Here is a 23978-nt window from a genome sequence, read left to right as displayed (position 1 = left end):
ATGGCGGGCCGGATCGCCAGCGTGTCCCGTTTCCGCGCCGAAGGCGTCGTCGCCCCCTGGCCCCAGATCGCCAGACGACACCTCCAACAGTTCGACCGGCCGGCCGACCGGGAGCGTCTCAAAGGTCGCTTCGCCGAGGTCCACCTTCGGTGGGCCTGCTCCGACGTGCTCGGCGCACCGCCCGGCCCATTCCGCGTCTGGGCGCGCAAGCCGCAGCGGCGCCCCGCCGACGTGACAGTCACCGCGACCAGTCACCCGCTCGGTGTGCTGCTGCAGTGGGATGGGCACAGCGCGGTCACGGTGGAGGTCGAGTGCACGGCCGTGGACTCGGCGCGCGCCGTGGCGCTATGGGGGTTCCGTGGTCCGGTCGGCCCGCTGGCGGCCGTGGGTGTCGTGGCGGCCAACCCCACGGTCGGCGAGGGGGTCTCCCTCAGCCTCCGCACCGGCGGCATGACCCACGCGCTGCTCGTCAACGGCCGCGACCCTGACGTACAGGTGGACCACCTGCGCGATGTGATCGACGACGACGGCTGGGTCGAAGTGGAGCGGGTAGGACTGCCGGTGGACGCGGGCCGATGGGGCGCCACCACGTACGACGCGGGACCGCAAGGTTTCCTCGGCGCTCCCCGCGACCCGGCCGACGCCGCCGTGGAACGCCTGCGGCGCGGCGGCCCGCCGATCGGCTGGTGGCCGCTGACCGAAGCCGCCCGCATCGCGCCCGAATGGGAGCCGCCCGACCCGGCGAGCCTGGTAGGCGAGGTGCGCACCGTGCTGCTCCCACAGATCGAGCCGCTCTACGCCCCAGGGCTGCCGCCCTTCCAACAAGCGGCCCTCCAACCCACCCTGACCGTGCCACCTCCCGAGCAGGACGGCCGAGCTTCCAGGCAGCCCTCACAGGCCACGACGCCCCTGCTGGGCGCGCTGCTGGTCGCCGCCACCACCGACCCGTTCCTCGCCCTGGCCACCGGGTTCGGCACCGCGTATCCGCTGGACGAGCGGGAACAGTTCGCCGGGCAGGACTTCATGGTCACCGCCGACTACCCGGACACGCCCGAGGGCGGCCCCGCGACCTACGCGGCGGTGGTGCCCTGGCCCAGCCGGCACGGCGACACCGCTGCGGTCACCGGACTGTCGGCCGCACGAGAGGGCCTCGTGCGCCCGGCCGCCCGGGACGAGCCCTGGCGCGAGACCGTTCGGCTGCGCTGGGACCATGTGGAGTCCAGCGCGCTGCTCGGCCGGCCCAGCGGCGTCGCGCTGGCCCGGTACGCCACGACCGGCGGCACGCAGGCCGAGCCGATGACCGACAAGCGGGACTCCGGCGGCCGGCACACCCCGGTTCCCACCCGGGCGTCGTCTGCGCCCGGTGTCCCGCCGGCCGACCACGACGTCCAGGTCGACATCGCGGCGCCGATCCCGATCGGCAGCGGCGGACGCTCGGCCGGCTACGCGGTCGCCGTCCAGGACGTCTTCGGTGTGTGGTCCCGGTGGGAGGACACGCGCTACGCCGGAGACGAGCCGGTCGCGCCCTCACCGCGGGTCCTCGCAGTACGCCTGGACACGGCGTACAAGGGCTCACCCCTTTGTTCCGCCACGTTGGAAGTGCACCTCGCCCTCGACTGGAGCACCCGTACCCCCACCCGGCTCGACGTGTTCGCGGTGCTGTTCCCGGCGCCCTCCACCAGTGCCGAACCGCCGCCGGGGGTCACACCCACCGGCCCGCCGCCCGCGGGGTGCCTGCGGCTCGACGTGTCCCTTCCGTTCTCGGGGGACACCCCCGTGCCCTCCTCGGGGGTGACGGTTTCCTGCCTGGACCCCGAAGGTGAGGTGGAGGTCCCCGCCGGGCCGGCGCAGTCCGACGACGCCCGCCGCTACCGGATCACCGCCACCGTCCCGCAACTCGACTTCGGGTCGAACCAGCACTGGGGCGTCGCCCTGTGGGCCCGCGAGGACATCGCGGTGCTGGGCGGGCCAGGCCCGTTCTCTCCCAACCTGGGGCCGGCACGGGCCTACGCCGCCTCACCAGTGCCACCGATGCTGCCGCCACCGCCGCCGCTACCCGGCGTCCCCGTGGGGAGCTCACCGGACGCGGACGGCCACAGCCACGTGCGGGTGGCCTGGGCTACGCCGGCCGGCGAGGTGTCGCGGTTCGTGGTGTACGAGGTCGCGGAGACGGCGCTTCGTTCCGCGGCCGGACTCAGCCCACGCGCTGCCGACGGCACCGTACCGGGTGCCCGGCTGGCGGCGTTGCGGACGGTGTATGACGGTCTTGCGGGCTCCCAAAGACGGGCACTGTTCCGCAGGGTGCGCGAGGCCGGTGCCGCGGCACGCGAGGCCGACCTGACGCTGCCGCGCGGCTCCACCGACATCCACCTCTTCGGGGTCACCGCGGTCAGTCCCGCCAACGTGGAATCGCCCTGGCCGTCCGACCACACCCACCTGAGGGCGTTCATGGCCCCGCGCATCCTCGCGCCTGCGGCACCCACGGTGACGCCTTCGTACGGCCCGGTCGGCGCGGCGACGGGGGTCCGGTTGGAGGTGGCCAGTACCTCGGCCGTACCCGTCGATTCCTTCCTGCTCTTCCGCACCCGTTCGCCTTTCGCTGCCCAATCGGCGCAGACCATGGGGCCCCCGTTCGCCGACATCGAGGCGACGAAGGTGACGGCGGACCCGCAAACGCCGACAGGCGGGCCGTGCTACACGAGCACATGGAGCGGCACGCTCCCGGAGTCGTGGGAGCCCTGGCTCGTGCGCGCGGTCGCCGTCCCCCGCCGCGGGGTGCCGGTCGACGCCGTTGTGGGCACGCCCTCACCCGGCTCGGCGATGGTGCCCGTCCAGCTGCCGCCCTCCGTGCCACCCGACGTGAGTGCCATCGTCACCGACGACTGGGACGGCACGGGCATCGTCGTCTCCACCAACACCACTGCGCCCTCGTCCCCGACACCGCTCGGCCCGCACCTGCTCAGCGTGTCCGTCGAGTCCGCGGGCACCGAGCTGTTCCCACGCCTGGAGAGCCCGCTCGACGGGCTGCCCCTCGCGGATCCGGCTGCGCGGCCCGCCGGCGCGGACAACGGCCCCGTGCTCGTCCGCGGTCCGCGCGCATCCGGTCGTATGCCGCTGGCCGTGTGGTTCCGCCGGTCCGCGGTGACCGATCCGGTGCGGGTGACCCTGCGGTTGGCCGACCCCTTGGGTCGGGTCACCGTCGAAGCCGTCCAGGTGCCGCCCGGACCGCTCGGCACGCCGCCGACCCTTGACATCCTCGAAGCCTTCGAGCTCGCGGGCCGCGGCGTGTTTCTCCGGTTGCGCAGCGACGCCCCCGTCGTCGACGGAGGCGCCGGTCCGCACGTACTCACCGTGATGGCCACCCCCCGACGGGTTCCCAACGGCCCGCTGCTGCCGCTGCCGCGTCCGATGAGCCTCACGGTGCCGCTGCCCGATGTGCCCACCGTGGTCCCGGACCGCCCGTTCCTCACCAGGGCCCCGATCCAGGTGGCGCGCACCAATGACCAGTCGCCCTACATGTACGAACTGCTGGTGCGCACCGGCGCACCGCTCCTCGTCGCGGTCGCCGTCGTCGCGCCCGACGGCCTGCGTACAGAACGGCGGACAACTGTGGCTCTCGGCTGATGCCGTGCATGCGCTTTCCCGGATCCTCGTAGTGCACGGTCTTTTGCCGTGACGGGTAAGAAATGATCCGAGCCGAGCCACAAGCAACCCTGGCGTCGCGACGTTCGCCTCGGGCGACGCCGTCGTCGTCTGGGACGAGGACACCGACACCAACGGCGCCTCCCCGATCGGCCCGGTGAAGGTGGCCAAGGCGCACGAAGCGGTCACCATCAGCCGTCGCAGTGCCGGCAGCCTCGGTGACGGGAAGCGTCATCGCCCGGCATCGGGGCGGCGATCGCTCAGAAGTTGCTCGAACCTGGCTATGCGTCCGGTCGGGCTGGGAATCATCGGAGCGAGGTGCGCGGGGGTTTGTTCGGGCGACTGTCACGACACCGTCCGCGGTGACACATGTCAACGGGGGATGACACGGGGATGGTGGCAGAGTTCCGGACGAGCCGGTTACCGGTGGGGGAGCGGTTTGCCTACAGGCGCAGCCAGACGACCGAGACACTGTTCCCCCATACGCGGCGCAATGAACATGCGTCAGGCTTCTGCGCGGAGTTGCACCTGCTGGACCTGGGTGCCGTGCAGGTTTCCGGGCTGCGGTACCCGCGGCTGGAAAGGCACCGGCCGGCGAAGCTGATCAGGCGGGTGATCTGGCCGATCCCCGCCACGGCCATCGCACGGTCCAGGCCGTGGCTGCCGGCCGGGCCCGTCACTCCACATGCCTAGGAAACGGAGGCGCACTTACCCCATCCGGGGAGGTGACCCGTGGCAACAGCCCCGGGGGAAACGGTACGACGCGGAGGGAGGACCTTGGATGGAGGCGCTGCGGGCGGGGAGGGACCCGAGCCGGATGGGGCCGTACGAGCTGCTCGCCAGGCTGGGCGGTGGGCGGATCGGCAAGGCGCACCTGGGCCGATCGCCGGCGGCGAGGCGGCGGTGGCGGTCAGGGTCGTGAACCGCGAGTTCGCGGCGGACGAGGCCTTCCGGAGCCGTTTCGCGGAGGGTGCCGCCGGCTTACGGGGGGTCACGGACGCCACCTTTACCGCGGTGATGGTGGACGTGGACGCGGAGGCCGAGCGGCCGTGGCTGGCCAGTGTCTTTGTCGCGGGGCTGTCCTTGGCGGAGGCGGTGGCCGAGTACGGAGTGCTGCCGCCGGAGTCGGTGGCAGCTCTGGGAGTGGGCCTGGTCCGGGCCTTGCAGGTCCTGCACGCCGCAGGTGTTGTTCACGGGGGCTTGAAGCCGTCCACCGTGATGATGACCACCGACGGTCCGCGGCTGGTCGATGCCGGGCTGGTACCGGCCGCGGAGGCCAGCGCCTTGGCGGAGCGTGGGGTGCTGGTGGAATCCCCGGAGTTCATGGCGCCGGAGCAGCTCTTCGGGAACCGTTCCCAGGCGGCGAGTGACGTGTTCCGTCTGGGGGCCGTGCTGGTTTTCGCCGCGACTGGTGACCCGGTCTTCGGCGAGGGATCCCGTCATGAGCTCGCCCGCCGGGTGGAGGACGAGGAACCAGACCTGGAAGGTCTCGTACCGCCGCTTCGGGAAATAGCTGCCGGCTGCTTGGCCGTGGAGCCGGCTGACCGGCCTCCGCTCACCGACCTGCTGGTCCCTCTGGCCGCCGTCGCCGGCCCGGCTCCGGCCGCGGCGGACGACGCCGGCCGTGGCGGTCCGCCGGTGACAGACTGGCTGCCTGCGCAACTAGCGGCCGCCGTGCGCGCCCACCAGCAAGCGGCAATCGCCCCGCAGCACCCGATGGTTTCACGACGCCACCTGATCACGGGTGCGCTCGCGTGGACCGCTATAGGCACCGTTGCCGCGGGTGCGGGGACCGTTGCCTACAAGATCCTCCGTCCGTCCCGAGTGGAAGCGAACTGGTACGGCGGCGTGCAGCGGGCCTTGATGATGAATCTGCCGGCGTCTGTGCGGGACGGGACTTTGATCGGCCCGCATTTCTCCCTGCGCGTGCGGGGTATCGCCTTGACGGAGGAACTCTCCGAGCTGGGTGCAGCGGCTCTGAGGCTGTACAAGGCTCGGCATGCGGCGGAAGGTCAGGAGTTCGTCGTCGTCACCTTCGCCGAGGTCGAGGATGCGACGCCCTGGCGAAGGGGCCTGACCGAGACGTCGCAGAAGAAGGTCTCCCTCACTGTGGAAACCGGCGGCCGCGCACGTCTCGTCAGCACCTATCCGTCCGGACTGGACAACGAGACGGTAGGACCCGCCACGCTCGCTCTCAGCGTGCCCAAGGGCGCACCGGTGACGCTGCGTGTCACCGACGAGGGCCGCACCCCGAGCATGGACCGGCGCACCGGGGAACGCGGTGGCGACGCTGTGGCCGCTTACTACAGGCCGCTGCCGAAGCTCAGGGTCACTGCGGAGGACTACGAGGCCATCGCACAGGTATCACTCGTGAACAGCCGTCTTGTGCGGATGGGCGTGCGCTTCGCCGAGACCGAAGCCTACGTGGGCCCGTGGGTGCGGCCCGGGGGCTGGGCCCGGCCGGGGCGCTGGTGGCTCATGCTCCGATGGGCCGAGGTGTACACGGGGTTTGCGACAACGGAGCAGCTGCGTAACGAGTACGACAGGAGCAGGATGTCGCTGTCCGGCCAAGTCCACTACGGCAAGAGCTTCACCCTGCACTCCGGCGGCAAGACCTACCAGCCCAGGGGGGCGGACACCATCGATTGGACAGAGTCCGAAGTGCCTTCCCTGTACAGCCACAGCGTCGTCTTCGACGTGCCCGAAGGCTGGCACGAAGGCGGCACCCTCGTCTTCCGCCCGAAAGTCTCACTCTCCACCGGTCTTCTGAACCCGGAAATGGGCGAGTTCGTCGCCGGACCGGTGACTTGGGACCGCGGCTTCCCGGAGCACCGGATCATGCTCACACCCACAGGCCAGTAGATCGCTGCGCGGGCCGTCCAACCCGGCAACTTCGGGTCCTGGCATGGCCGCCGTCGACAGCAGGAGCATGGCCGTCGAGCAGTCGCTGCCTGTAGCGGCGGCGGGCCCAGCCGCTGAGGTTGCCTCCGGTTGCCCCGCGACGGCGCTGCCGCTGACCGTCCTCCACCCCTCGGGCAGGCTGGCCCGGACCGGGAGGGGGCGGATGCGACGCGACGAACCGGCCCCGGCGCGCCCCTTGAGGGCGTGTCGGGGCCGGTTCGGGGGCGGTGCCGGTGCCGGCTACGGGGTCAGCGGTGGCACTGCTTGTGGGCGGGGAGCCAGGTACGGGTCCAGTGGCCGGGGTGCCAGCGGTGGTGCCGGTCCCGGAAGCCCGGGTGCCACTGCCGTGCCCAGTGGCCCGCCGTCTTCACGCAGTGGTGCGACGCTTTCGGCGGCCGGTGGTCCTGCGGAGCGGCTGACGCGCTCCCGACGGTGCCGAGGACCATGCCCGAGGCCAGGGCCACTGTCGCCGCGCTCATCGCCGCAGCCCTCTTCAACCCATTAATCATGTTCAGGCCTTTCCGTGCGAACCGGGAGCCGAGGGTCCCGGTACTGCCCGGACCGTTCGCCCGGGCATGCATTGATCCTCACGCTCCGGCGTCGTTCGATCACCGCATGACACTGCCTCTCATGAAATCCCATGCAATTTCTCATCTGTTTCAAAGGCAGGCTCGTCGAGAGCCGTCGCGTGCGTCCTTTACGTCGAGAACCTTGGTCGGATCCCGCTGACCGTAGGACGGGTCCACGCACCTCCTATTCGCCGGACGGACGGCGAGGCCGCTGCGAATGGCGCCGTAGATGACTCGTAGAGCTGCTGTAGATCCTGCGGTGGCAGGCTCGAGTGCACACAGGCAAGCACACGTGCAAGAGGTGTTCGCCGCTCAGTGTGGAGAGTGATTTCGTATGGCCACGGACTTCGAAGGTAAGAAGCTCGTCGTGATCGGTGGCGCCAGCGGCATGGGCCTCAAGGCCGCCGAGGATGTGATCGCGGGGGGCGGCAGTGCGGTGATCGTCGGCCGCCCGGGTCGGAAGCTCAACGACGCCGTCGCTAGCCTGTCGCGCTCCGGCAGCGCATGGTCGATCGAGGCCGACCTGGCCGACTGGGACCAGGTCGTCGAGGCGCAGAAGCAGTTGGCGGAGGACCACCCCGATGCCACCCTCCTCGTCAACTCGGCGGGGTTCTTCCTGCCCAAGCTCTTCCTCGACTACGAGGTCGAGCACTACGACTCGTACCACGACCTCAACAGGGCGACGTTCTTCCTGACGCAGACCGTCGTCCGGGCCATGGTCGCCGGCGGTCAGGGCGGCGCCATCGTGAACGTGGGCAGCATGTGGGCGCACCAGGCCCTCGCGGTGACACCGTCATCGGCCTATTCGATGGCCAAGGCCGGCCTGCACGCCCTTACGCACAACCTGGCCATCGAACTCGCCAGCGAGGGCATCCGCGTGAACGCCGTGGCTCCCGCTGTCACCAGGACGCCCCTGTTCGAGAAGGTCTTTCCCGAGGACCAGTTGGACGATGCGCTGGAGCAGCTGAGCGGCCTGCACCCGCTCGGCCGGGTCGGCACGCCGCAGGATGTGGCCTCGGCGATCGTCTTCCTCCTTTCGGACGCCTCGAGCTGGACCACGGGCGCCATCCTCAACGTCGATGGCGGAGTCATGGCGGGCCGCAACTAGCGGCATCTCTCACGCCCCGCCCGGGGCAGCTACCCAGCACCCACCCCGGGCGGGGCACCTTTCGCCGCGCTGGCACAGGTAAGAAGTCGCCTCCGGCGGGCGCTCACCTCCGAAGAGGCCCGCAGGGCTCACATCGGACGAACAAGGACGACGAACATGGCGTTCATCTCGCGTGGCTTCCACGGCCGAAGGCCGCCGGCCGGCACGAAGCTGCCGCCCGGGCAGTACGAGACGACCGGCTTCCCGGTGCTGTCCGCCGGGCCCACTCCCCGCATCCGGCGGGACGACTGGAAGCTGTCCGTGACCACGGAGGCCGACAAGCAGCACGTGTGGGACTGGGCGGGCCTGATGGCACTCCCGGCGGCGTCCCCGACGGTCGACCTGCACTGTGTGACGAAGTGGTCGAAGTTCGGCACCCAGTGGCGAGGCGTGTCGCTGGACGTTCTGCTCGCGGACGTGGAGACGGCCGCGGAGCACGTCCTCGTCGGCTCGTACGGGGGTTACACCACGAACATCCCCCTCGCCGACCTGGTCGACGGCAAGGCATGGATCGTCTATGGCTACGGAGGCGAGGACCTGGCGCCGGAACACGGTGGCCCCGCCCGGCTGCTGGTCCCGCACCTGTACCTGTGGAAGTCCGCGAAGTGGGTCCGTGAGATCCAGTTGCGGCGAAGCGACGTGCCCGGCTTCTGGGAGAGCGCCGGGTACCACAACTACGGAGACCCATGGCGAGAGCAGCGGTACCAGGGAGACTAGGCGACCGGCTCCGGTGGCGGACCGCCGAGGTGACGGGTCGGCGCGTGGAGTCGGCGACGGCCGTCACCCTGACGCTGGACGTGCCGGACTGGCCCGGGCACCGGCCGGCCAGCATGTGGACGTCAGGCTGACCGCGGAAGACGGCTACAGCACCCAGCGCAGTTACTCGATCGCCTCGGCCTCCAACGGCCGGACCCTCGACCTGACGGTCCAGCGCACGCCCGGAGGGGAAGTGTCGCCCTACCTCGTGGACGAGCTCGTGCCTGGGGACGGCCTGGAGCTGCGCGGGCCTGTCGGCGGCTGGTTCGTCTGGAGGCAGCAGCAGACGGAGCCGGTTCTGCTGGTGGCGGGCGGATCAGGACTCGTGCCTCTCATGTGCATGATCCGCGCGCGGAAGGCGGCCGGCAGCCGGACCCCCTTCAGGTTGCTCTACGCGGCGCGGACCCCGTCGGACGTTCTGTACGGCTCGGAGCTCCACCAGGGGGCGCCGGGGCTGGATACGACGTACCTCTACAGCAGGGAAGCCCCGGAAGAATCACGGCGTCCGCCGGGGCGCATCACCCCCGAGGACTTGGTCCGCGGCGGCTGGCCCCCCGACTTCGAGCCGACCTGCTACGTCTGCGGGCCCACCGGGTTCGTCGAGAAGGCGGCTGCCTACCTGGTGCTCCTGGGGCATGCGCCGGAGCGGGTACGTACCGAGCGCTTCGGTGACAGTGGAGGTTGAGACGGCGTCCGAAAGGCGCTGGCAGGGCCTCTGCCTGAGTCTCAGTCGTTGACGTGACCGCCGCGACGAGCGCCGGCCCGCTGCCCGGGGCGCCGGCCGGCACTGGACCGGCGTCGGGGTACTCCAAGGGCTTATAGATTGCATTGGTAATATAAAAGTCCATCGCCTGCCCATCAGGCGCACGGCCCTGCCGGCGCCAATGCACCACCGATTCGCACGCGCGGGATCACTCACGGGCGACCGCCCAGGGACCCCGCGGCACAATCCACGAGGACATCATGATTTTTGACGACCGCTTCAGACCCGTGTCGGCCGCGGAGGCGGCCGAACTCGCATCGCTGGTGAGCGGCCCTGTCCTGCTGCCCGGCGACGAGGGCTACGCCGCGGAATGCGAGATCTACAACCTGAACCTCTCCCTGGAGCCGGCGCTCGCGGTCGGTGCCGCCGACGCGTCCGACGTGCGGGCGGCGGTCTCCTTCGCGGCCCGCCACGGCCGGCCCGTGACGGTGAAGACCACGGGCCACCAGCAGGTCGGCCCCGCCCGGGGCGGGGTACTGATCAGCACCCGGCGCATGAAGGGCATCACCATCGACGCCGACCGGCGACGCGCACGGGTCGAGGCCGGCGTGATCTGGCAGGAGGTGATCGACCAGGCCGCCGCCGTCGGCCTCGCCCCGGTGAGCGGCTCGGCGCCGCTGGTCGGTGTGACCGGCTACACCCTGGGGGGCGGACTCAGCCCCGTCCTCGGCCGCAGCCTCGGATACGCGGCGGACCACGTCCGCTCACTGGACGTGGTCACCGCCGACGGCGCGTCGCGGCACGTCACGCCCGACACCGACCCCGAACTGTTCTGGGCCCTGCTCGGAGGCAAGGGCAACTTCGGCGTCGTCACCGCGCTGGAATTCGACCTGTTCCCACTGACCCGCTTCTACGGCGGCGGCATCCACTTCCCCGGCGAACACCTCGCCAACGTCCTGCACACCTGGCGCACCTGGCAGTCCGACATGCCGGAGGAGATGTCCTCCTCACTGGCCGTACAACGCCTGCCCCCGCTGCCCGAGTTGCCGGAACCACTGCGCGGCGCGTACGTGGTCCACGTGCGCTTCGCCTTCCTCGGTCCTGCGGCCGAGGGCGCACGGCTGATCGCACCCCTGCGCGCGGCCGCCCCCACACTCCTCGACACCGTCGGCGAGATGCCCTACACAGCCATGGGCGCCATCCACCTGGACCCCCCGACGCCCATGCCCTACTACGACCGCACAACCATGCTGCGCGCGTTCCCCGCCGAGGCCGCCGACGCACTGGTCGAACTGCTCGGTCCCGGGTCGGACTCCCCGCTGGCGAGCGTCGAGATCCGCATGCTCGGCGGCGCACTCGACCGGCAGCCCGCAGTGCCCAACGCCGTCTCCACCCGCGGCCTTCCCTTCGTCCTCTTCGGCTTCGGCGTGGGCGGCCCCGACCAGGCCGGGTTCCTCCGCGGCGCACTCGACGAGGTCATGAAAGCGATGGAGCCCTGGGCGGACGACCGCAGAATGGTCAACTTCCTCTCCACCGAAGAGGCAACCAACCCCGAACAACTGGAAGCGGCCTACGGCACCGACCACTTCCGGCGCCTGACCGCCACAAAGAAGGCCTACGACCCGGACAACACGTTCCGGGTGAACCACAACATCTTGCCCGGCTGACGAGGGACGGAGCCCCGCGGGGCCGGACTCATCCGTCCGGCCCCAGGGGGCCCGGCGACCCGGCCGTCACATCGTCGTCGCACGCTGCTCAGCAGACTCCCGTGCGCGGCGCGGACGTAGTGCCGCAGTGCCGCCCGCTCGGGGTGTGCACCATGTACTGGCCAAAGCCGTGCCTGCACCGGCCGCCTCACCAACGACGCCGACGTCGCTTCCGAGGGCACCGGCTGTCAATCTCCGGCGTTCCCCTCCCTTGCCGGCCCGTTCACCGACCCGGACGGGTTCGTGCGGGAGGCGGGAGCGCGGGCGCGGCCGGGGGAGCGGAGAGGACGCCAGGCCCGGTCAGTCGAACTCTTCGACGTACTCCTCGGTCGGGCCCAGTTCGGGTTCGTCCCGGAGTTCCAGGGTGTCCCCGAGGCCCTCGAGTTCGAGGACGGTGACGGTGTTGACCCCCGCGTGCAGCAGCGGCGCCGGGCAGTACAGGGTGACCTGGGGGCCGATGTCCCAGTGGCGGCCGAGCAGGAAGCCGTTCACCCAGACCAGTCCGTGCACCGATCCCGGCAGCGCCAGGAAGGTGTCGGCGGACGTGTCGGCTTGGAACTCGGCGACGGCGAACCCGGCATCCGTACCGGTGGCCGAGCCGGCGCCCGCGTCCAGTGCCGCCGACAGCTCCCGCTCGGACCACTCGGGCAGTGCCACCGGCGTGCTCTCCCAGCCCTGGACCATGCGCCGGTCGACCAGGACGGGACCGAGCAGCCCCTTCGGGCGGCCCACGTTCGGACCGTAGTTGACCCTGCCGAGGCTCTCGACCAGGACGTCGAGACGGACGGTCTCCCCGGTACCGGTGATCTTCAGCTCGGGGGAGTCCGCGTCGGCAACGCCGAGGTGGACGCCGTCGGCGAAGACCAGGGCGCGGTCGCGGACGTCGGTGAAGACCAGCCGGTGTTCGCCGGCGGGGATGCGCGGGCGGGCGGTGCAGCGCACCAGGCCCGCCTCCAGGCCGAGTCGCTCGAAGGTGGCGGGCCGGGGCGCGGCCGAGGTCTCCACCGGTACGGCGCGGAGCGCGGCGTCGAGGCCGTCGAGCAGGCCGGCCCGGCGCACCAGCGCGACCCGGGCCGGCGGGAGGACGGGAAGCCGCTCGGGGGAACGCAGCGGCCCGGTCGCGCCCAGGACCTCGCGCATGGCGTGGAACTTCGGCGTGAAGCGACCGTCCTCGGCGATCGGCGCGTCGGAGTCATAACTGGTGACCACGGGCTCGAGTCGGCCCTCGGTCTCGTTGGCGCCGGCCCACAGACCGAAGTTGGTGCCGCCGTGCGCCATGTAGATGCTGACGCTGCCGTGGTCGTCGAGGATGCCGCTCAGGGTGTGGACGGCGCTGTCGACGCTGCGGACGTGGTGCCGTTTGCCCCAGTGGTCGAACCAGCCGTTCCAGAACTCGGCGACGACGAAGGGCTCCTGGGGCCGGCGGCTGGTCAGCAGCTCGCGGGCATCCTTGGGCTTGGAGCCCAGGGTGGCGGCGGTGAGGGTGCCGGGGAGCGTGCCGCCGTCCAGCATCAGTTCGGTGGGGCCGTCGGCGGTGAACAGCAGTTCCGTGATGCCGTGTTCGGTGAGGGCCTGGCGGTTCCAGCGCAGGTAGGCGTGGTCGTCGCCGTAGGAGCCGAACTCGTTCTCCACTTGAACGGCGACGACCGGTCCGCCCCGGGACGCCTGCAACGCGGCCAGGCGCGGGACCAGGTCGCCGAACCAGCCGGCGACGGCCGAGGTGAACTCCGGGTCCGAGCTGCGGATCGCGAGGTCCTTGCCGGTCAGCCAGCTGGGCAGGCCGCCGTTGGACCACTCGGCGCAGATGTAGGGACCGGGCCGGACCACGACGTCCAGGCCTTCCTCTCCCACCGTGCGGATGAACCGCTCCAGGTCCCGCCAGCCGTCGAAGCGCGGCGCGCGGTCCTCCCGGGGCTGGTGGAAGTTCCAGGCCACATAGGTGTCGACGGCGTTCATCCCGAGGTCGGCGATCCGGCGGACGCGGTCGCGCCAGAGATCGGGGTGGACCCGGAAGTAGTGCAGCGCCCCGGACAGGATGCGGTGGGGGATGCCGTCGCGGTACAGGCGGCCGTCTCGCCAGGACAGAAGTGCGGGAGAGGCGGCCGTCGCCGCCGCTCCCGAGGGCGCGGCGAGGGCGGTCTCGGCGGCTTCGGCCGGGCGCCGCGGCGGGCCGATGTTCGTCGTGGGCGACTCGTTCACCGGGGGAGCGTATGTTATCGATGACATCGATAACAAGCCTGCTAAGGTCCTCCGAACCGATCGGGGGAGGGAACACCATGAACGAGGACGCCTCGCGGCCGCGGCAGCCGAGCATGGCCGACGTGGCCAGGATCGCCGGAGTGTCGGCGCAGACCGTCTCGCGGGTCCTGCGAGGCTCACCGAACGTCAATCCCGAGACGTCCCGGCGGGTCCTGGCCGCCGTGGAGCAGATCGGCTACCGCTTCAACACCGCCGCGCGGACCCTGTCGTCCGGCCGCAGCCACACCATCGGCCTGGTCCTGCTGGCCTCCGGCGGGTACTACTCGCGGTCGGCGGTGACCGCCGGTGTGGAGTCGGCTGCCGGTGAGGCCGGGTACGCGGTGAGCATCGCGACGATCTCCGCCCTGGACGTGGGCCTCATGGAGCGTTCCCTGGCCAAGCTCGCCGACCAGAACGTCGACGGCTTCGTGATCGCGGTGCCGCTGATCTCGGTGACCCGCAAGATGGAGGAGATCACCCGGGACATCCCGACCGTCACCCTGGACGGGTCGCGGACCGCGGGTGCCCGGGTGCTCGGCATCGACCAGCGCGAGGCCGGCCGGATCGCCACCCAGCACCTCCTCGACCTGGGGCACCGTCAGGTCTGGCATGTCTCCGGGCCGGACGAGTGGATCGAGGCACGGCAGCGCCGGGAGGGCTGGCAGGGGTGCCTGGAGCAGGCCGGGATCGAGGCCCCGCCAGCGCTGGAGGGCGACTGGTCGCCCGCCTCCGGTTACCGGCAGGGGCAGATCATCGCCATGATTCCCGAGGTCACGGCGGTCTTCGTGGCCAGCGACGAGATGGCCTTCGGGGTGATCAAGGCGCTGCGCGAGCGGGGCCGGTCCGTGCCGGAGGACGTGTCCATCGTGAGCGTCGACGACATCGCCCTGGCCGCGTTCTGCGCACCGCCGCTGACGGCCGTACGGCAGGACTTCTTCGGCTACGGCGCCGCGGCTGTACGGCTGTTGCTGGACCCGGACGCGGGTCCTGAGGAGGCCGTGGGTACCCCCACGCTCTCCGTGCGGGCCTCCACGGCGCCGCCGCGCGCCCTCTGAAGGGCGCCCGTGCGGCGCCCACGAGCCGGGTATCCGCTGTGAGCTGATCCGACGGCATCCAACCCCTTGCGCCCGTCATGTGATCGGTGCCATGGTACCCAGCATGTTATCGGTGCCACCGTAACAACGCCGGGTCGTACGTCCACCGGATCCGGGGTGCGGTGGCGTGGTGCCCGCGATGCGGAGGGGCCCCGGACGGGGTCCGTGACGGGCCCGCACCGCCGCTCAAGTCAGGTGGGCGTACGTCCATGGGAAGGACCCCCAAATGAGGAGATCGTTCGCCTTCGCCGGCACCACGGTCATGGCGCTCTCGCTGCTCGTCGGCTGTTCGTCCGCCGGTGGCTCGGACTCCGGCTCGGGCAGGACGACCCTCAAGGTCGCCGCTCTCGAGGGCGGCTACGGCAAGGACATGTACCACCAGGTCATCGAGGCCTACGAGTCCTCGCACCCGGACGTCGACGTCCAGCTCCAGATCTCGAAGAGCATCGAGGACGAGATCACGCCGAACATGAAGGCCGGCAAGTACCCGGACGTCGTCGTGCTCGGCCAGGGCCGCAAGGCCGGTCTCACCGAGACCCTGATCAAGGACAAGGCGCTGGAGGACCTCACCCCGGTCCTGGACACCAAGGTCCCCGGCGGGACGCAGACGGTGGGCGAGAAGCTGACCGACGGCATCGTCGGCAACCTCAACACCAACCCGTACGGCACGGACAAGACGTACCTGATGCCGATGTACTACTCCCCGACCGGCCTCTTCTACGACAAGGGCCTGTTCAAGGAGAAGGGCTGGGACGTCCCGACCACCTGGGACGAGATGTTCGCGCTCGGCGACAAGGCGAAGAAGGAGGGCATCGCCCTCTTCACCTATCCGACCGCCGGCTACCTCGACTCGTACTTCTACGCCCTGCTCGCCGACGTCGGCGGGGAGCAGTTCTACCAGGACGTCATGACGTACAAGCAGGGCATCTGGAAGACGGCGAAGGCCAAGCAGGTCCTCGACATCACCACCAAGCTGCTCGGCTACGCCGAGAAGTCGACCGTCGGCTACGCCAACGAGCAGGACTTCACCAAGAACCAGCAGTCGATCCTCGACAACAAGGCGCTGTTCATGCCGAACGGCACCTGGATCACCGGCGAGATGGCCGACGCGCCCCGTTCGGACGGCTTCGCGTGGGGCCTGACCCCGCTGCCCTCGGTGAACGAGGGTGACACCCGCTACCTGACGACCTCGGTCGAGTCGGTCTGGGTGCCCAGCGCCGCCAAGAACAAGGACGCGGCGCAGGAGTTCATCGCCTTCCTGTACTCGGACGAGGCCGCGAAGATCTTCGCCAAGTCGAACGCGATCCAGCCCGTCAAGGGCCTCTCGGACAGCCTGACCGGTGAGAGCACCGCGTTCTACTCGCTCTACGACGACACGTCGGTCTCCGCGCTGGTCGGCGGCTTCGCCTCGACGAACCCGGTCGAGGGCGTCGACATCAAGTCGACCCTGTTCGACACCGCCAACAGCATCATCAGCGGCGACACCACCGAGGCCAAGTGGCAGGCGGCGCTGGACGAGGCCAGCGAGAAGCTGCGCCAGGCGGGCAACTGACCGGCCCGGCGGCGGCGTGGTCCGGCCGGGCCGCCGCCGGAGCCTTCCCCATCCGGTGAACCTCCGGGTTCGCCAGTACCACTTCGTACGACCGGAGGACCGGCACGGTGACGACCTTCTCCACCCCACCCCAAGAAGCGGCGGCCCGCCCCGTGAGGAAGACCGGGACGACCTTCCGCCGCACCCGGCCGGGTGCCCCCGCCCGGACCCGCCAGCGGGGCGACACCCGCTTCGTGCTGGCCTGCCTGCTTCCCGCGCTGGTGCTGTTCGCGGTCTTCATGGTCTACCCGACCGTGAACGTGTTCCGGATGTCGCTCTACACCTGGAGCGGTTTCTCCCCGGACATGAGGTTCGTGGGGCTGGACAACTTCAGCCGTCTGCTGGACGACCAGCAGTTCGTGCGGGCCTTCCAGAACACCATCACCCTGCTGGTCGTGGTGACCGTGGTGACCATGGGCATGGCCCTGCTCCTCGCCGCGATCATGACCCGGCAGAAGCTGCGGGGCAGCAACCTCCTCCGGTTCGTCCTCTACGTCCCCAACATCCTCTCCGTGGTCGTGATCGCGGCGATCTTCTCCGCCGTCTACGACCAGAACAACGGCCTGCTGAACGGCACCCTGCGGGCGGTGTCCCTGGACACCTGGCAGCAGGTCTGGCTGGGCGACCAGAAGCTGGTGCTCTACTCGGTCGGGATGGCCATGGTCTGGCAGTCGCTGGGCTACTACATGGTCCTCTACATGTCGTCCATGGCGAGCATCCCCGAGGAACTGTACGAGGCGAGCTCCCTCGACGGCGCCTCCGCCGTGCGGCAGTTCTTCTCCCTCACCCTGCCGCTGATCTGGCAGAACCTGCGGACCTCGCTGACCTTCTTCGTGATGAGCGCGGTCAACCTCAGCTTCGTGCTGGTCCGCGCGATGACCGGCGGCGGCCCGGACAGCTCCTCCGAGGTGCTGCTCAGCTACATGTACAAGCAGGCGTACACCAACTCGTCCTACGGCTATGGCATGGCCATCGGTGTCGTCATCTTCGCGTTCTCGTTCCTCGTGTCGCTGCTGGTGAGCCGCGCGACGCGGCGCGAGCCCCTCCAGTTCTGAGGACGGAACCCCACACCATGACCATGATCGACTCTCCCGGCTCCGGCGCGGACTCCGCCGGCTCCGCCCGTTCCGGTGCCGGCCGCGCCCGCACCGGCCGCGCGCTCACCTACACCCTGGTCACCGCCCTCGCGCTGGCGATCGCCGTACCGGTCGCCTGGGTGCTGACGGCCTCGCTGAAGGCGAAGAGCGAGTTCTTCGGCAGCCCCTGGACGCTTCCCGAGGGCCTGCGCTGGCAGAACTACGCCGACGCGTTCACCGACGCCCACCTCGGCGCGTACTTCCTGACCTCGGTGTTCGTCACCGTGCTCGGCCTGGTCTTCGTGCTCGCGGTGTCGGTGCCGGCGGCCTACGTCATCGCCCGCTACGACTTCCCGGGCAAGGGCGCCGTCGAGACAGTCCTGCTCGGCGGGTTGTTCGTGAACGTCAACTACATCGTCGTGCCGATCTTCCTGATGCTGGTCGACTGGGACAAGGCGCTGGTCGACGTCTTCCCCGACGGCTTCTTCCTCGACAACCCCACCGTGCTGTCGCTGGTGTACGCGGCCACCTCGATCCCGTTCACCATCTACCTGCTGACCGCGTACTTCCGGTCCATCCCGGTCGAGTACGAGGAAGCCGCGGGTCTGGACGGGGCGTCCCGCTTCCGGATCATGACCACGATCATGCTGCCGATGGCCCGCCCGGCGGTGACCACCGTGATCCTCTTCAACTTCCTCGCCTACTGGAACGACTTCATCATCTCGCTGACCCTGCTGCCCGGCGAGGGCAAGACCGTCCAGGTCGGCCTGCTCAACCTGTTCACCGCACAGAAGGCGGCGGCCGACTACGGCCGTCTGTACGCCGGGATGGTCATCGTCATCGTGCCCGTGCTGCTCGTCTACGCGCTCATCCAGAGGCGGCTTATCGAGGGGATGGCGTCCGGCGGAGTCAAGGGCTGAGATCCCCACACGGACCCAAGACGGAAGGAAACGAACCGAGATGAAGGACTCGACGCGCGCCGGCCTGCTCGTCGTCGTGCGCACCCTGATCGCTGCGGCCCTGGTGGCGCTCGTGGTGGTGGAGCGGACGACGGTCGGCTGGGGCCACCTCGCGGTGATGCTCGTCGCGCTGGGCGGACTGCTCGCCCTGCTCGCCTCGTACAACCGGGCGTTCCGGTGACCGCCGCGGCGTCCGCGCGGACGCTGGCCGCCGTCCGGCCGAGCGAGCGACAACTCGCCTGGCAGGAAATGGAGTTCTACGGCTTCATCCACTTCGGTATGAACACCATGACCGGCCGCGAATGGGGCGAGGGAGGCGACGACCCGGCCCTGTTCGACCCGGACGACCTGGACGCCGACCAGTGGGTGCGGGCGCTGAAGGCGGCCGGGATGACCGGTGTGATCCTCACCTGCAAGCACCACGACGGCTTCTGCATGTGGCCGAGCGAGGCCACCGCGTACTCGGTAGCGGCGTCCCCGTGGAAGGACGGCAAGGGCGACGTGGTCGCCGAGGTGGCCGACGCCGCCCGCCGGCACGGTCTGAAGTTCGGCGTCTACCTCTCTCCCTGGGACCGCACCGAGGCCTCCTACGGCTCCGGCACCGGCTACGACGACCTCTACGTCGCCCAGCTCACCGAACTCCTCACCCGCTACGGCCCGGTGTTCTCCGTGTGGCTCGACGGCGCCAACGGCGAGGGCCCCAACGGCAAGCGCCAGACCTACGACTGGGAGCGGTACTACGCGGTGGTCCGCGAGCTCCAGCCGGACGCGGTCATCAACGTCTGCGGACCCGACGTCCGCTGGTGCGGCAACGAGGCCGGCGAGACCCGCGCCGACGAGTGGAGCGTCGTACCGCGCGCCCTCCAGGACGCCGAGCGGACCGCGTCCCGCTCGCAGCAGGCCGACGACGGCACCTTCGCCCGGCTGGTGCGCAGCGACGACCAAGACCTCGGCAGCCGGGCGGTGCTCGCCGGGCACGAGGACGACCTCGTCTGGTTCCCGGCCGAGGTCAACACCTCGATCCGGCCCGGCTGGTTCCACCACGAGGCCGAGGACGCCCAGGTCCGGTCGGTGGACGAGCTGTTCACGCTCTACCTCCGCTCGGTCGGCGGCAACTCCTGCTTCCTGCTCAACGTGCCCCCGGCCGCCGACGGCCGGCTCCACCAGGCGGACGTGGACGCCCTGGAGGGACTGGGCCGGCGGATCGCCGACTTCCGCGCCCGCCGGATCGACGCCACCGCCACCGTCAGCTCCGGCACCCCGGGCGACATCGCCGCCGTCTGGCCCGGCCGGGCCACGTCCCCCTGGCGCGCCGGCGAGGACGACCCCCGTCCCTGCGTGACGCTCGCCTTCGCCGCCCCCCGCCCGGTCGAGGCGGTCGTCCTCGGCGAGGACATCACCCAGGGCCAGCGCGTCGAACACGTCGTTGTCCGGGGAGCCCTGGACGGCGTCTGGACGACGCTCGCCGAGACCGGCGCCGTCGGCTACCAGCGCATCCTCACCTTCCCGCCCACCGAGGTGGACACCATCGCCTTGCAGATCACGGCGGCCCGGGACACCCCGGTCCTCGCCCGGGTGGCGGCGATCGGGGCGTCCTCGTGAGCGCGAACGGCCGCCGGCCGGGCGGTTCGCGCAAGCCCGGCGCGCGCAAGGCCTCCGCCGCCCGGCGGCCGGTCGCGCCCCCGCGCACGACGGCGGGCCGCGGACGGCTGTCACGGCGGGTGGCCGCCGTGTCCGGCGCCGCCTGCCTGGCGGTCGCCGCGCTGGTCGCCGGCACGGTCACCGCGTTCGGAGGGCAGGGCCACGGCGACGAGGTCGCCTCGCTGGACGGCCACCCCGTCACCCGGGAGGAGATCCTCTTCCACATGGATCGGCTCGCGCCGACGGTGCAGAACGAGCTGCGCAACACATACTCAGGCCTGAAGACCTCGTTCTTCTGGAACGCCAAGGCCGGAAATCGCACCGCGCTGCAGCGCCTGGAGACGCGGGCGCTCGCCGAGATCCGCGAGGACAAGACCACGTTGCTGCTCGCGCAGCAGCAGGGCCTCGTCGGCTCCGTCGACTTCGCCGACCTTCAAGCCGAGCGCACCGCCGAGAACACCTCCCGGGCCGAGGCCGTCGCCGCTGGCCGGACCGTGTACGGCGTCACGGACTACTCCCTGGACGAGTACTACGGCCACCGGCTGACCGAGCTCGCCACCGGCCTCAAGGACAGGCTGAGCAAGAGCCCGGGCGACCCGCTGCACGTCACCGACGCCGAGGTCCGCAAGGCGTACGACGACGACCCGGACTCCTGGAACGCCAACGCCACCACCTACACGTACACGCAGCTCGTGGTGCAGGTCCCGGGGAAGGCGGGCGCGGACTTCGACGCGAAGCTCGCGCGGCGGGTGAAAGCCGCAGGCGACCTCTCGGACGTGAGCGGGGTGGCGGACGCCCAGGTCACCACCGGCACGTACGGCGGTGACGGCCCCACCAGCATGAACACCCACGACCAGAACCTGAGGTCCGTGCTCGGCGACCTGAAGCCGGGCGAGATCTCCGAGCCCGGCAAGGGCGGCGGACAGATCACCTACTACCAGCTCGACAGCAAGAAGACCGACGGCGAAAAGGCGTTCGGCGACTACGCGTCGCGGATCCGCCAGTCGCTGGTCGAGACGAAGTACGACAGATACCTCCAGCGCCGGGCCGACGATGCCTCGCTGCGCGTCGACCACTCGGCGATGGCCGCCATCAACGCGAAGGATGTGCACCAATGAGCCCTGCCGACGTCGGCCCGCCCGAGGACAGGAAGGTACGGCGCCCCAGGATCACCGGGCGGACCCTCCGCACGGGCCTCACCTCCTTGCTCGCGGCGCTGCTCGTGGGCTCGCTCGCGCCGTCGGCGTACGCCGTCGCGGAGCCGGCCGCCACGGCGAAGTCCGCGACGACGGCCGCCGCCACCGCGAAGTCCTGGCCGGGCAACACGCCCAACAGGACGGGCGGCACCGACTACTACATCGACGCCACGCACGGACACGACACGGCGTCCGGCACCTCGGCGCGGCACGCCTGGAAGACCCTGGCCAAGGCGAACGCGACCACCTTCACGCCGGGCGACCGCATCCTGCTGAAAGCCGGCGAGCAGTGGCAGGACGAGCAACTGTGGCCGAAGGGCTCCGGCAGCGCGGGCAAGCCGATCACCATCTCGGCCTACGGTGACAAGAACGACGGCCGCCCGTACATCGCGACCAACGGCAACGTCCCCAGGCCGTTCAACGCGGACGGCACCAAGAACCCCGCCACCGTGGGTCTCACCGGTGCCATCGTGCTGCGCAACCAGCAGTACTGGGACATCAACAACGTCGAGCTGTCCAACGACGACGACTTCGCGACGAACATCACCACGGGCACGTACGTCCGCGACGGAATCATGGTGTCGATCAACGCCGACCTGCTGAAGGCCGGCGAGGACAGCATCATGGACCACTTCCGGATCTCGGACGTCCACGTCCACGACCTCGACGGCCCGAGCAGCTGGCAGAAGATCCACTACGGTGCGGTGGACTTCCAGGTCTTCGGCAACAAGAGCTACAAGGACTACGCGACCGGCGGCCACTACTTCAAGGACGTCCGGATCGAGAACAACACGTTCGTCAACGTGGAGCTGCACGCGGTGCAGTTCGGGTTCAACTGGTTCAACGCGGACGGCGCCGCCGCGGGCCAGTACGACGACAGCGGGAAGTTCCACGAGGGCTGGGAGCAGCTGTGGGTGCGTACCCGCGACCTGTACAGCCGTGACGTATACATCGGCCGCAACTACGCCGAGAGCATCGGCCAGGGTGCCATCCAGCTCGCCGACACCGAGCGGATGACGGTCGAGTACAACGAGGTCAACGGCTTCCTGGAGCGCTACGACGCGGTCTCCTGCGGCCTGTACCTGTGGGCGGGCGCCGACTCGACCATGCAGTACAACGAGGTGTACGGCGGCCCGGACAACGAGTACGACGGCACGCCCTGGGACCTGGAGTACACCAACTTCAACGTCACCTACCAGTACAACTACTCGCACGACAACGCGGCGGGCTGGATGGCCTACATGGGCAACAGCTCGAACTCGGTGGCGCGTTACAACCTGAGCGTCAACGACAACGGCGTCCTGGTGAAGAACATGCTGTCGTCGAACTACGAGCCCTCGTACTTCGTCAACAACACCTTCGTGTACGACGGTTCCAAGCTCGACTACGTACACGACGAGACGTTCCTGAGCCGCGTCTACTTCCTCAACAACATCTTCTACAACACGTCGAAGACCGACGAGACGACCTGGTACCGCCGCACCGGCGCGCTGCGCCAGGCCGTGTTCTCGAACAACGACTACTACGAGGCGAGCGGAAGGCACTCCACCCAGGAGCCGGCCGACCCCGACGGCCTGCGCGTGGACCCGCAGTTCAAGGGCAGCGTGGACACCTACGTCACCGGTGCCGGCGTCGCGAGGATCCGTGCCGCGGCGGCGCATTTCTCGCTGAGGAAGAACTCGCCCCTGATCGACGCGGGCCGCTACAACGCCCACCTGGGCGCGGCCGACTTCCTCGGCACCAAGCTCTACTACGGTGACGCGCCCGACATCGGCATCGCCGAGTCCCGCAAGGGGAAGCGGGTCGCCCACCCGGTCGACGACGACCCGATCGAGGAGGAGGCCGACAGCGTCGACCTCGCCCTCGGCAAGACGGTCACCGCCAGCTCCACCCACCCGGGGGCGAACGGCACCCTCGGCGCGGAGAAGCTGACCGACGGCAACCTCAGCACCCGCTGGGCCGCCGCTGACGCCGCCGCCTACCCGATCACCCTCGACGTCGACTTCGGCACGGCGACCACTTTCGACCAGGTCTACCTGGACGAGTACACCGACTCGGGCACCAACCCCCGCGTCCAGTCCTTCGACCTGCAGCGCTGGGACGACACCACCGGCACCTGGGTCACCTTCGCGAGCCGCGACACCGGCATCGGTCACGACCTGACCGTCACCGGCTTCGGCTCGGTCACCACCTCCAAGCTGCGGGTGGCCTTCACCGGCCAGATCGCCACGGAGCAGTACTCGCCGACGCTGACCGAGATCTCGGCCTACAGCTCGGCATCCTGACCCCCCGTCCGGTCCCGCGGTCACCCCGCGGGACCGGACGGGCGGGCCTGATCGTGATGGTCGATGCCTCGGGGCGGGTCGGCAGCGGGTGTTCGATCCTCTCGGACGTTTCCACGCTCTCTTCGAATATCCGCCCCCTGCCCGGCCGCAGTGGGGGTCAGCCACAGGCGAGCGGAGAGATTGCCCTTTCTGACGCGGCTTCCATGCGAGCTTGCGGGGGACCGGCACAGACAATCCGCCCATGGTCGCCACAACACATCGGCGTGTGTGTCTCGAGGCGGCTATGCGATGGTGACGCCGTGGTCGCGGGCGAGTGCGTCGAGGCCGTCGGCCCAGCCTTGGCCGATGGCCCGCAGCTTCCAGACGGGGTGGCCGTTTGTGAACCGTTCCGGGTTCGGTGGGGACTCGATTGTTTGAGAGGATCGAGTCATGGCACGTCCTTCCCAGTACCCGCTTGAGCTGCGCCGTCGTGCG

Annotated in this window: 16 protein-coding genes and 1 pseudogene; 14 read left to right on the top strand and 3 right to left on the bottom strand. The window is 70.1% G+C overall.

Annotated elements, in window-relative coordinates; all coding sequences use genetic code 11:
• Together ACFZAU_RS39240 and ACFZAU_RS39235 are read left to right on the top strand one after the other, a co-directional pair.
• Entirely contained in the window at positions 1 to 3624 is a 3624-nt protein-coding gene (locus ACFZAU_RS39240) for a hypothetical protein (RefSeq protein WP_500556177.1), read from the top strand.
• A 750-nt stretch (positions 3625 to 4374) separates the two neighbouring features.
• A complete protein-coding gene (locus ACFZAU_RS39235) occupies positions 4375 to 6504 on the top strand; it encodes a serine/threonine-protein kinase (protein ID WP_500556176.1) in 2130 nt (709 codons plus the stop codon).
• A gap of 287 nt (positions 6505 to 6791) precedes the next feature.
• Here the strand turns inward: ACFZAU_RS39235 and ACFZAU_RS39230 are convergent, their stop codons facing one another.
• Complete coding sequence (locus tag ACFZAU_RS39230; protein ID WP_500556175.1) at positions 6792 to 7022, bottom strand: hypothetical protein; 231 nt, start codon at positions 7020 to 7022, stop codon at positions 6792 to 6794.
• 424 nt (positions 7023 to 7446) lie between these two features.
• Here ACFZAU_RS39230 and ACFZAU_RS39225 point away from each other — a divergent pair, with 424 nt between their 5' ends.
• The 4 genes and pseudogenes from ACFZAU_RS39225 to ACFZAU_RS39210 all read left to right on the top strand — a co-directional run bounded on the left by ACFZAU_RS39225 (position 7447) and on the right by ACFZAU_RS39210 (position 11385).
• Positions 7447 to 8220: an SDR family NAD(P)-dependent oxidoreductase gene (locus ACFZAU_RS39225; protein WP_500556174.1), complete on the top strand. Its 774-nt coding sequence runs from the start codon at positions 7447 to 7449 to the stop codon at positions 8218 to 8220.
• 156 nt (positions 8221 to 8376) lie between these two features.
• A complete protein-coding gene (locus tag ACFZAU_RS39220; protein ID WP_500556173.1) occupies positions 8377 to 8976 on the top strand; it encodes a molybdopterin-dependent oxidoreductase in 600 nt (199 codons plus the stop codon).
• Positions 8946 to 9700, top strand: a pseudogene (locus ACFZAU_RS39215) (ferredoxin reductase). Before ACFZAU_RS39220 ends, ACFZAU_RS39215 begins: the two are co-directional and overlap by 31 nt.
• A 278-nt stretch (positions 9701 to 9978) precedes the next feature.
• Positions 9979 to 11385: an FAD-binding oxidoreductase gene (locus ACFZAU_RS39210; protein ID WP_500556172.1), complete on the top strand. Its 1407-nt coding sequence runs from the start codon at positions 9979 to 9981 to the stop codon at positions 11383 to 11385.
• A gap of 339 nt (positions 11386 to 11724) precedes the next feature.
• Here the strand turns inward: ACFZAU_RS39210 and ACFZAU_RS39205 are convergent, their stop codons facing one another.
• A complete protein-coding gene (locus ACFZAU_RS39205) occupies positions 11725 to 13650 on the bottom strand; it encodes a glycoside hydrolase family 35 protein (RefSeq protein ID WP_500556171.1) in 1926 nt (641 codons plus the stop codon).
• Between the two features lie 50 nt (positions 13651 to 13700).
• Between ACFZAU_RS39205 and ACFZAU_RS39200 the strand changes: the two genes are divergently transcribed.
• From ACFZAU_RS39200 to ACFZAU_RS39165, 8 genes are all read left to right on the top strand, one after another.
• Positions 13701 to 14717, top strand: a complete 1017-nt coding sequence (locus ACFZAU_RS39200) for a LacI family DNA-binding transcriptional regulator (RefSeq protein ID WP_500556170.1) — start codon at positions 13701 to 13703, stop codon at positions 14715 to 14717.
• A gap of 265 nt (positions 14718 to 14982) precedes the next feature.
• A complete protein-coding gene (locus ACFZAU_RS39195) occupies positions 14983 to 16308 on the top strand; it encodes a carbohydrate ABC transporter substrate-binding protein (protein ID WP_500556169.1) in 1326 nt (441 codons plus the stop codon).
• A gap of 152 nt (positions 16309 to 16460) precedes the next feature.
• Entirely contained in the window at positions 16461 to 17402 is a 942-nt protein-coding gene (locus ACFZAU_RS39190) for a carbohydrate ABC transporter permease (RefSeq protein ID WP_500556168.1), read from the top strand.
• A 23-nt stretch (positions 17403 to 17425) separates the two neighbouring features.
• Positions 17426 to 18343, top strand: a complete 918-nt coding sequence (locus ACFZAU_RS39185; RefSeq protein WP_500556167.1) for a carbohydrate ABC transporter permease — start codon at positions 17426 to 17428, stop codon at positions 18341 to 18343.
• A 40-nt stretch (positions 18344 to 18383) separates the two neighbouring features.
• The gene (locus tag ACFZAU_RS39180) at positions 18384 to 18563 is read left to right on the top strand and encodes a DUF6903 family protein (protein WP_500556166.1); all 180 of its coding nucleotides are present in this window, start codon (positions 18384 to 18386) and stop codon (positions 18561 to 18563) included.
• On the top strand, positions 18560 to 19984 hold the full coding sequence (locus ACFZAU_RS39175; protein WP_500556165.1) for an alpha-L-fucosidase: 1425 nt from the start codon (positions 18560 to 18562) through the stop codon (positions 19982 to 19984). Before ACFZAU_RS39180 ends, ACFZAU_RS39175 begins: the two co-directional genes overlap by 4 nt.
• Positions 19981 to 21141 carry a peptidylprolyl isomerase gene (locus ACFZAU_RS39170; RefSeq protein ID WP_500556164.1) on the top strand — a complete coding sequence of 387 codons (1161 nt, stop codon included), beginning with the start codon at positions 19981 to 19983 and terminating at the stop codon, positions 21139 to 21141. Before ACFZAU_RS39175 ends, ACFZAU_RS39170 begins: the two co-directional genes overlap by 4 nt.
• On the top strand, positions 21138 to 23504 hold the full coding sequence (locus ACFZAU_RS39165; RefSeq protein ID WP_500556163.1) for a discoidin domain-containing protein: 2367 nt from the start codon (positions 21138 to 21140) through the stop codon (positions 23502 to 23504). Before ACFZAU_RS39170 ends, ACFZAU_RS39165 begins: the two co-directional genes overlap by 4 nt.
• A 281-nt stretch (positions 23505 to 23785) precedes the next feature.
• On the opposite strand, the gene ACFZAU_RS39160 is transcribed toward ACFZAU_RS39165, so the two are convergent.
• Positions 23786 to 23935: a hypothetical protein gene (locus tag ACFZAU_RS39160; RefSeq protein ID WP_500556162.1), complete on the bottom strand. Its 150-nt coding sequence runs from the start codon at positions 23933 to 23935 to the stop codon at positions 23786 to 23788.
• Between the last annotated feature and the right edge of the window lie 43 nt (positions 23936 to 23978).

The organism is Streptomyces sp. NPDC008238 (genome assembly GCF_042956445.1).
In the GTDB taxonomy this organism is placed as follows: Bacteria; Actinomycetota; Actinomycetes; order Streptomycetales; family Streptomycetaceae; genus Actinacidiphila.
Note: the sequence above shows the minus strand (reverse complement) of the source record. Positions and strands in the feature narration are given on the sequence as shown.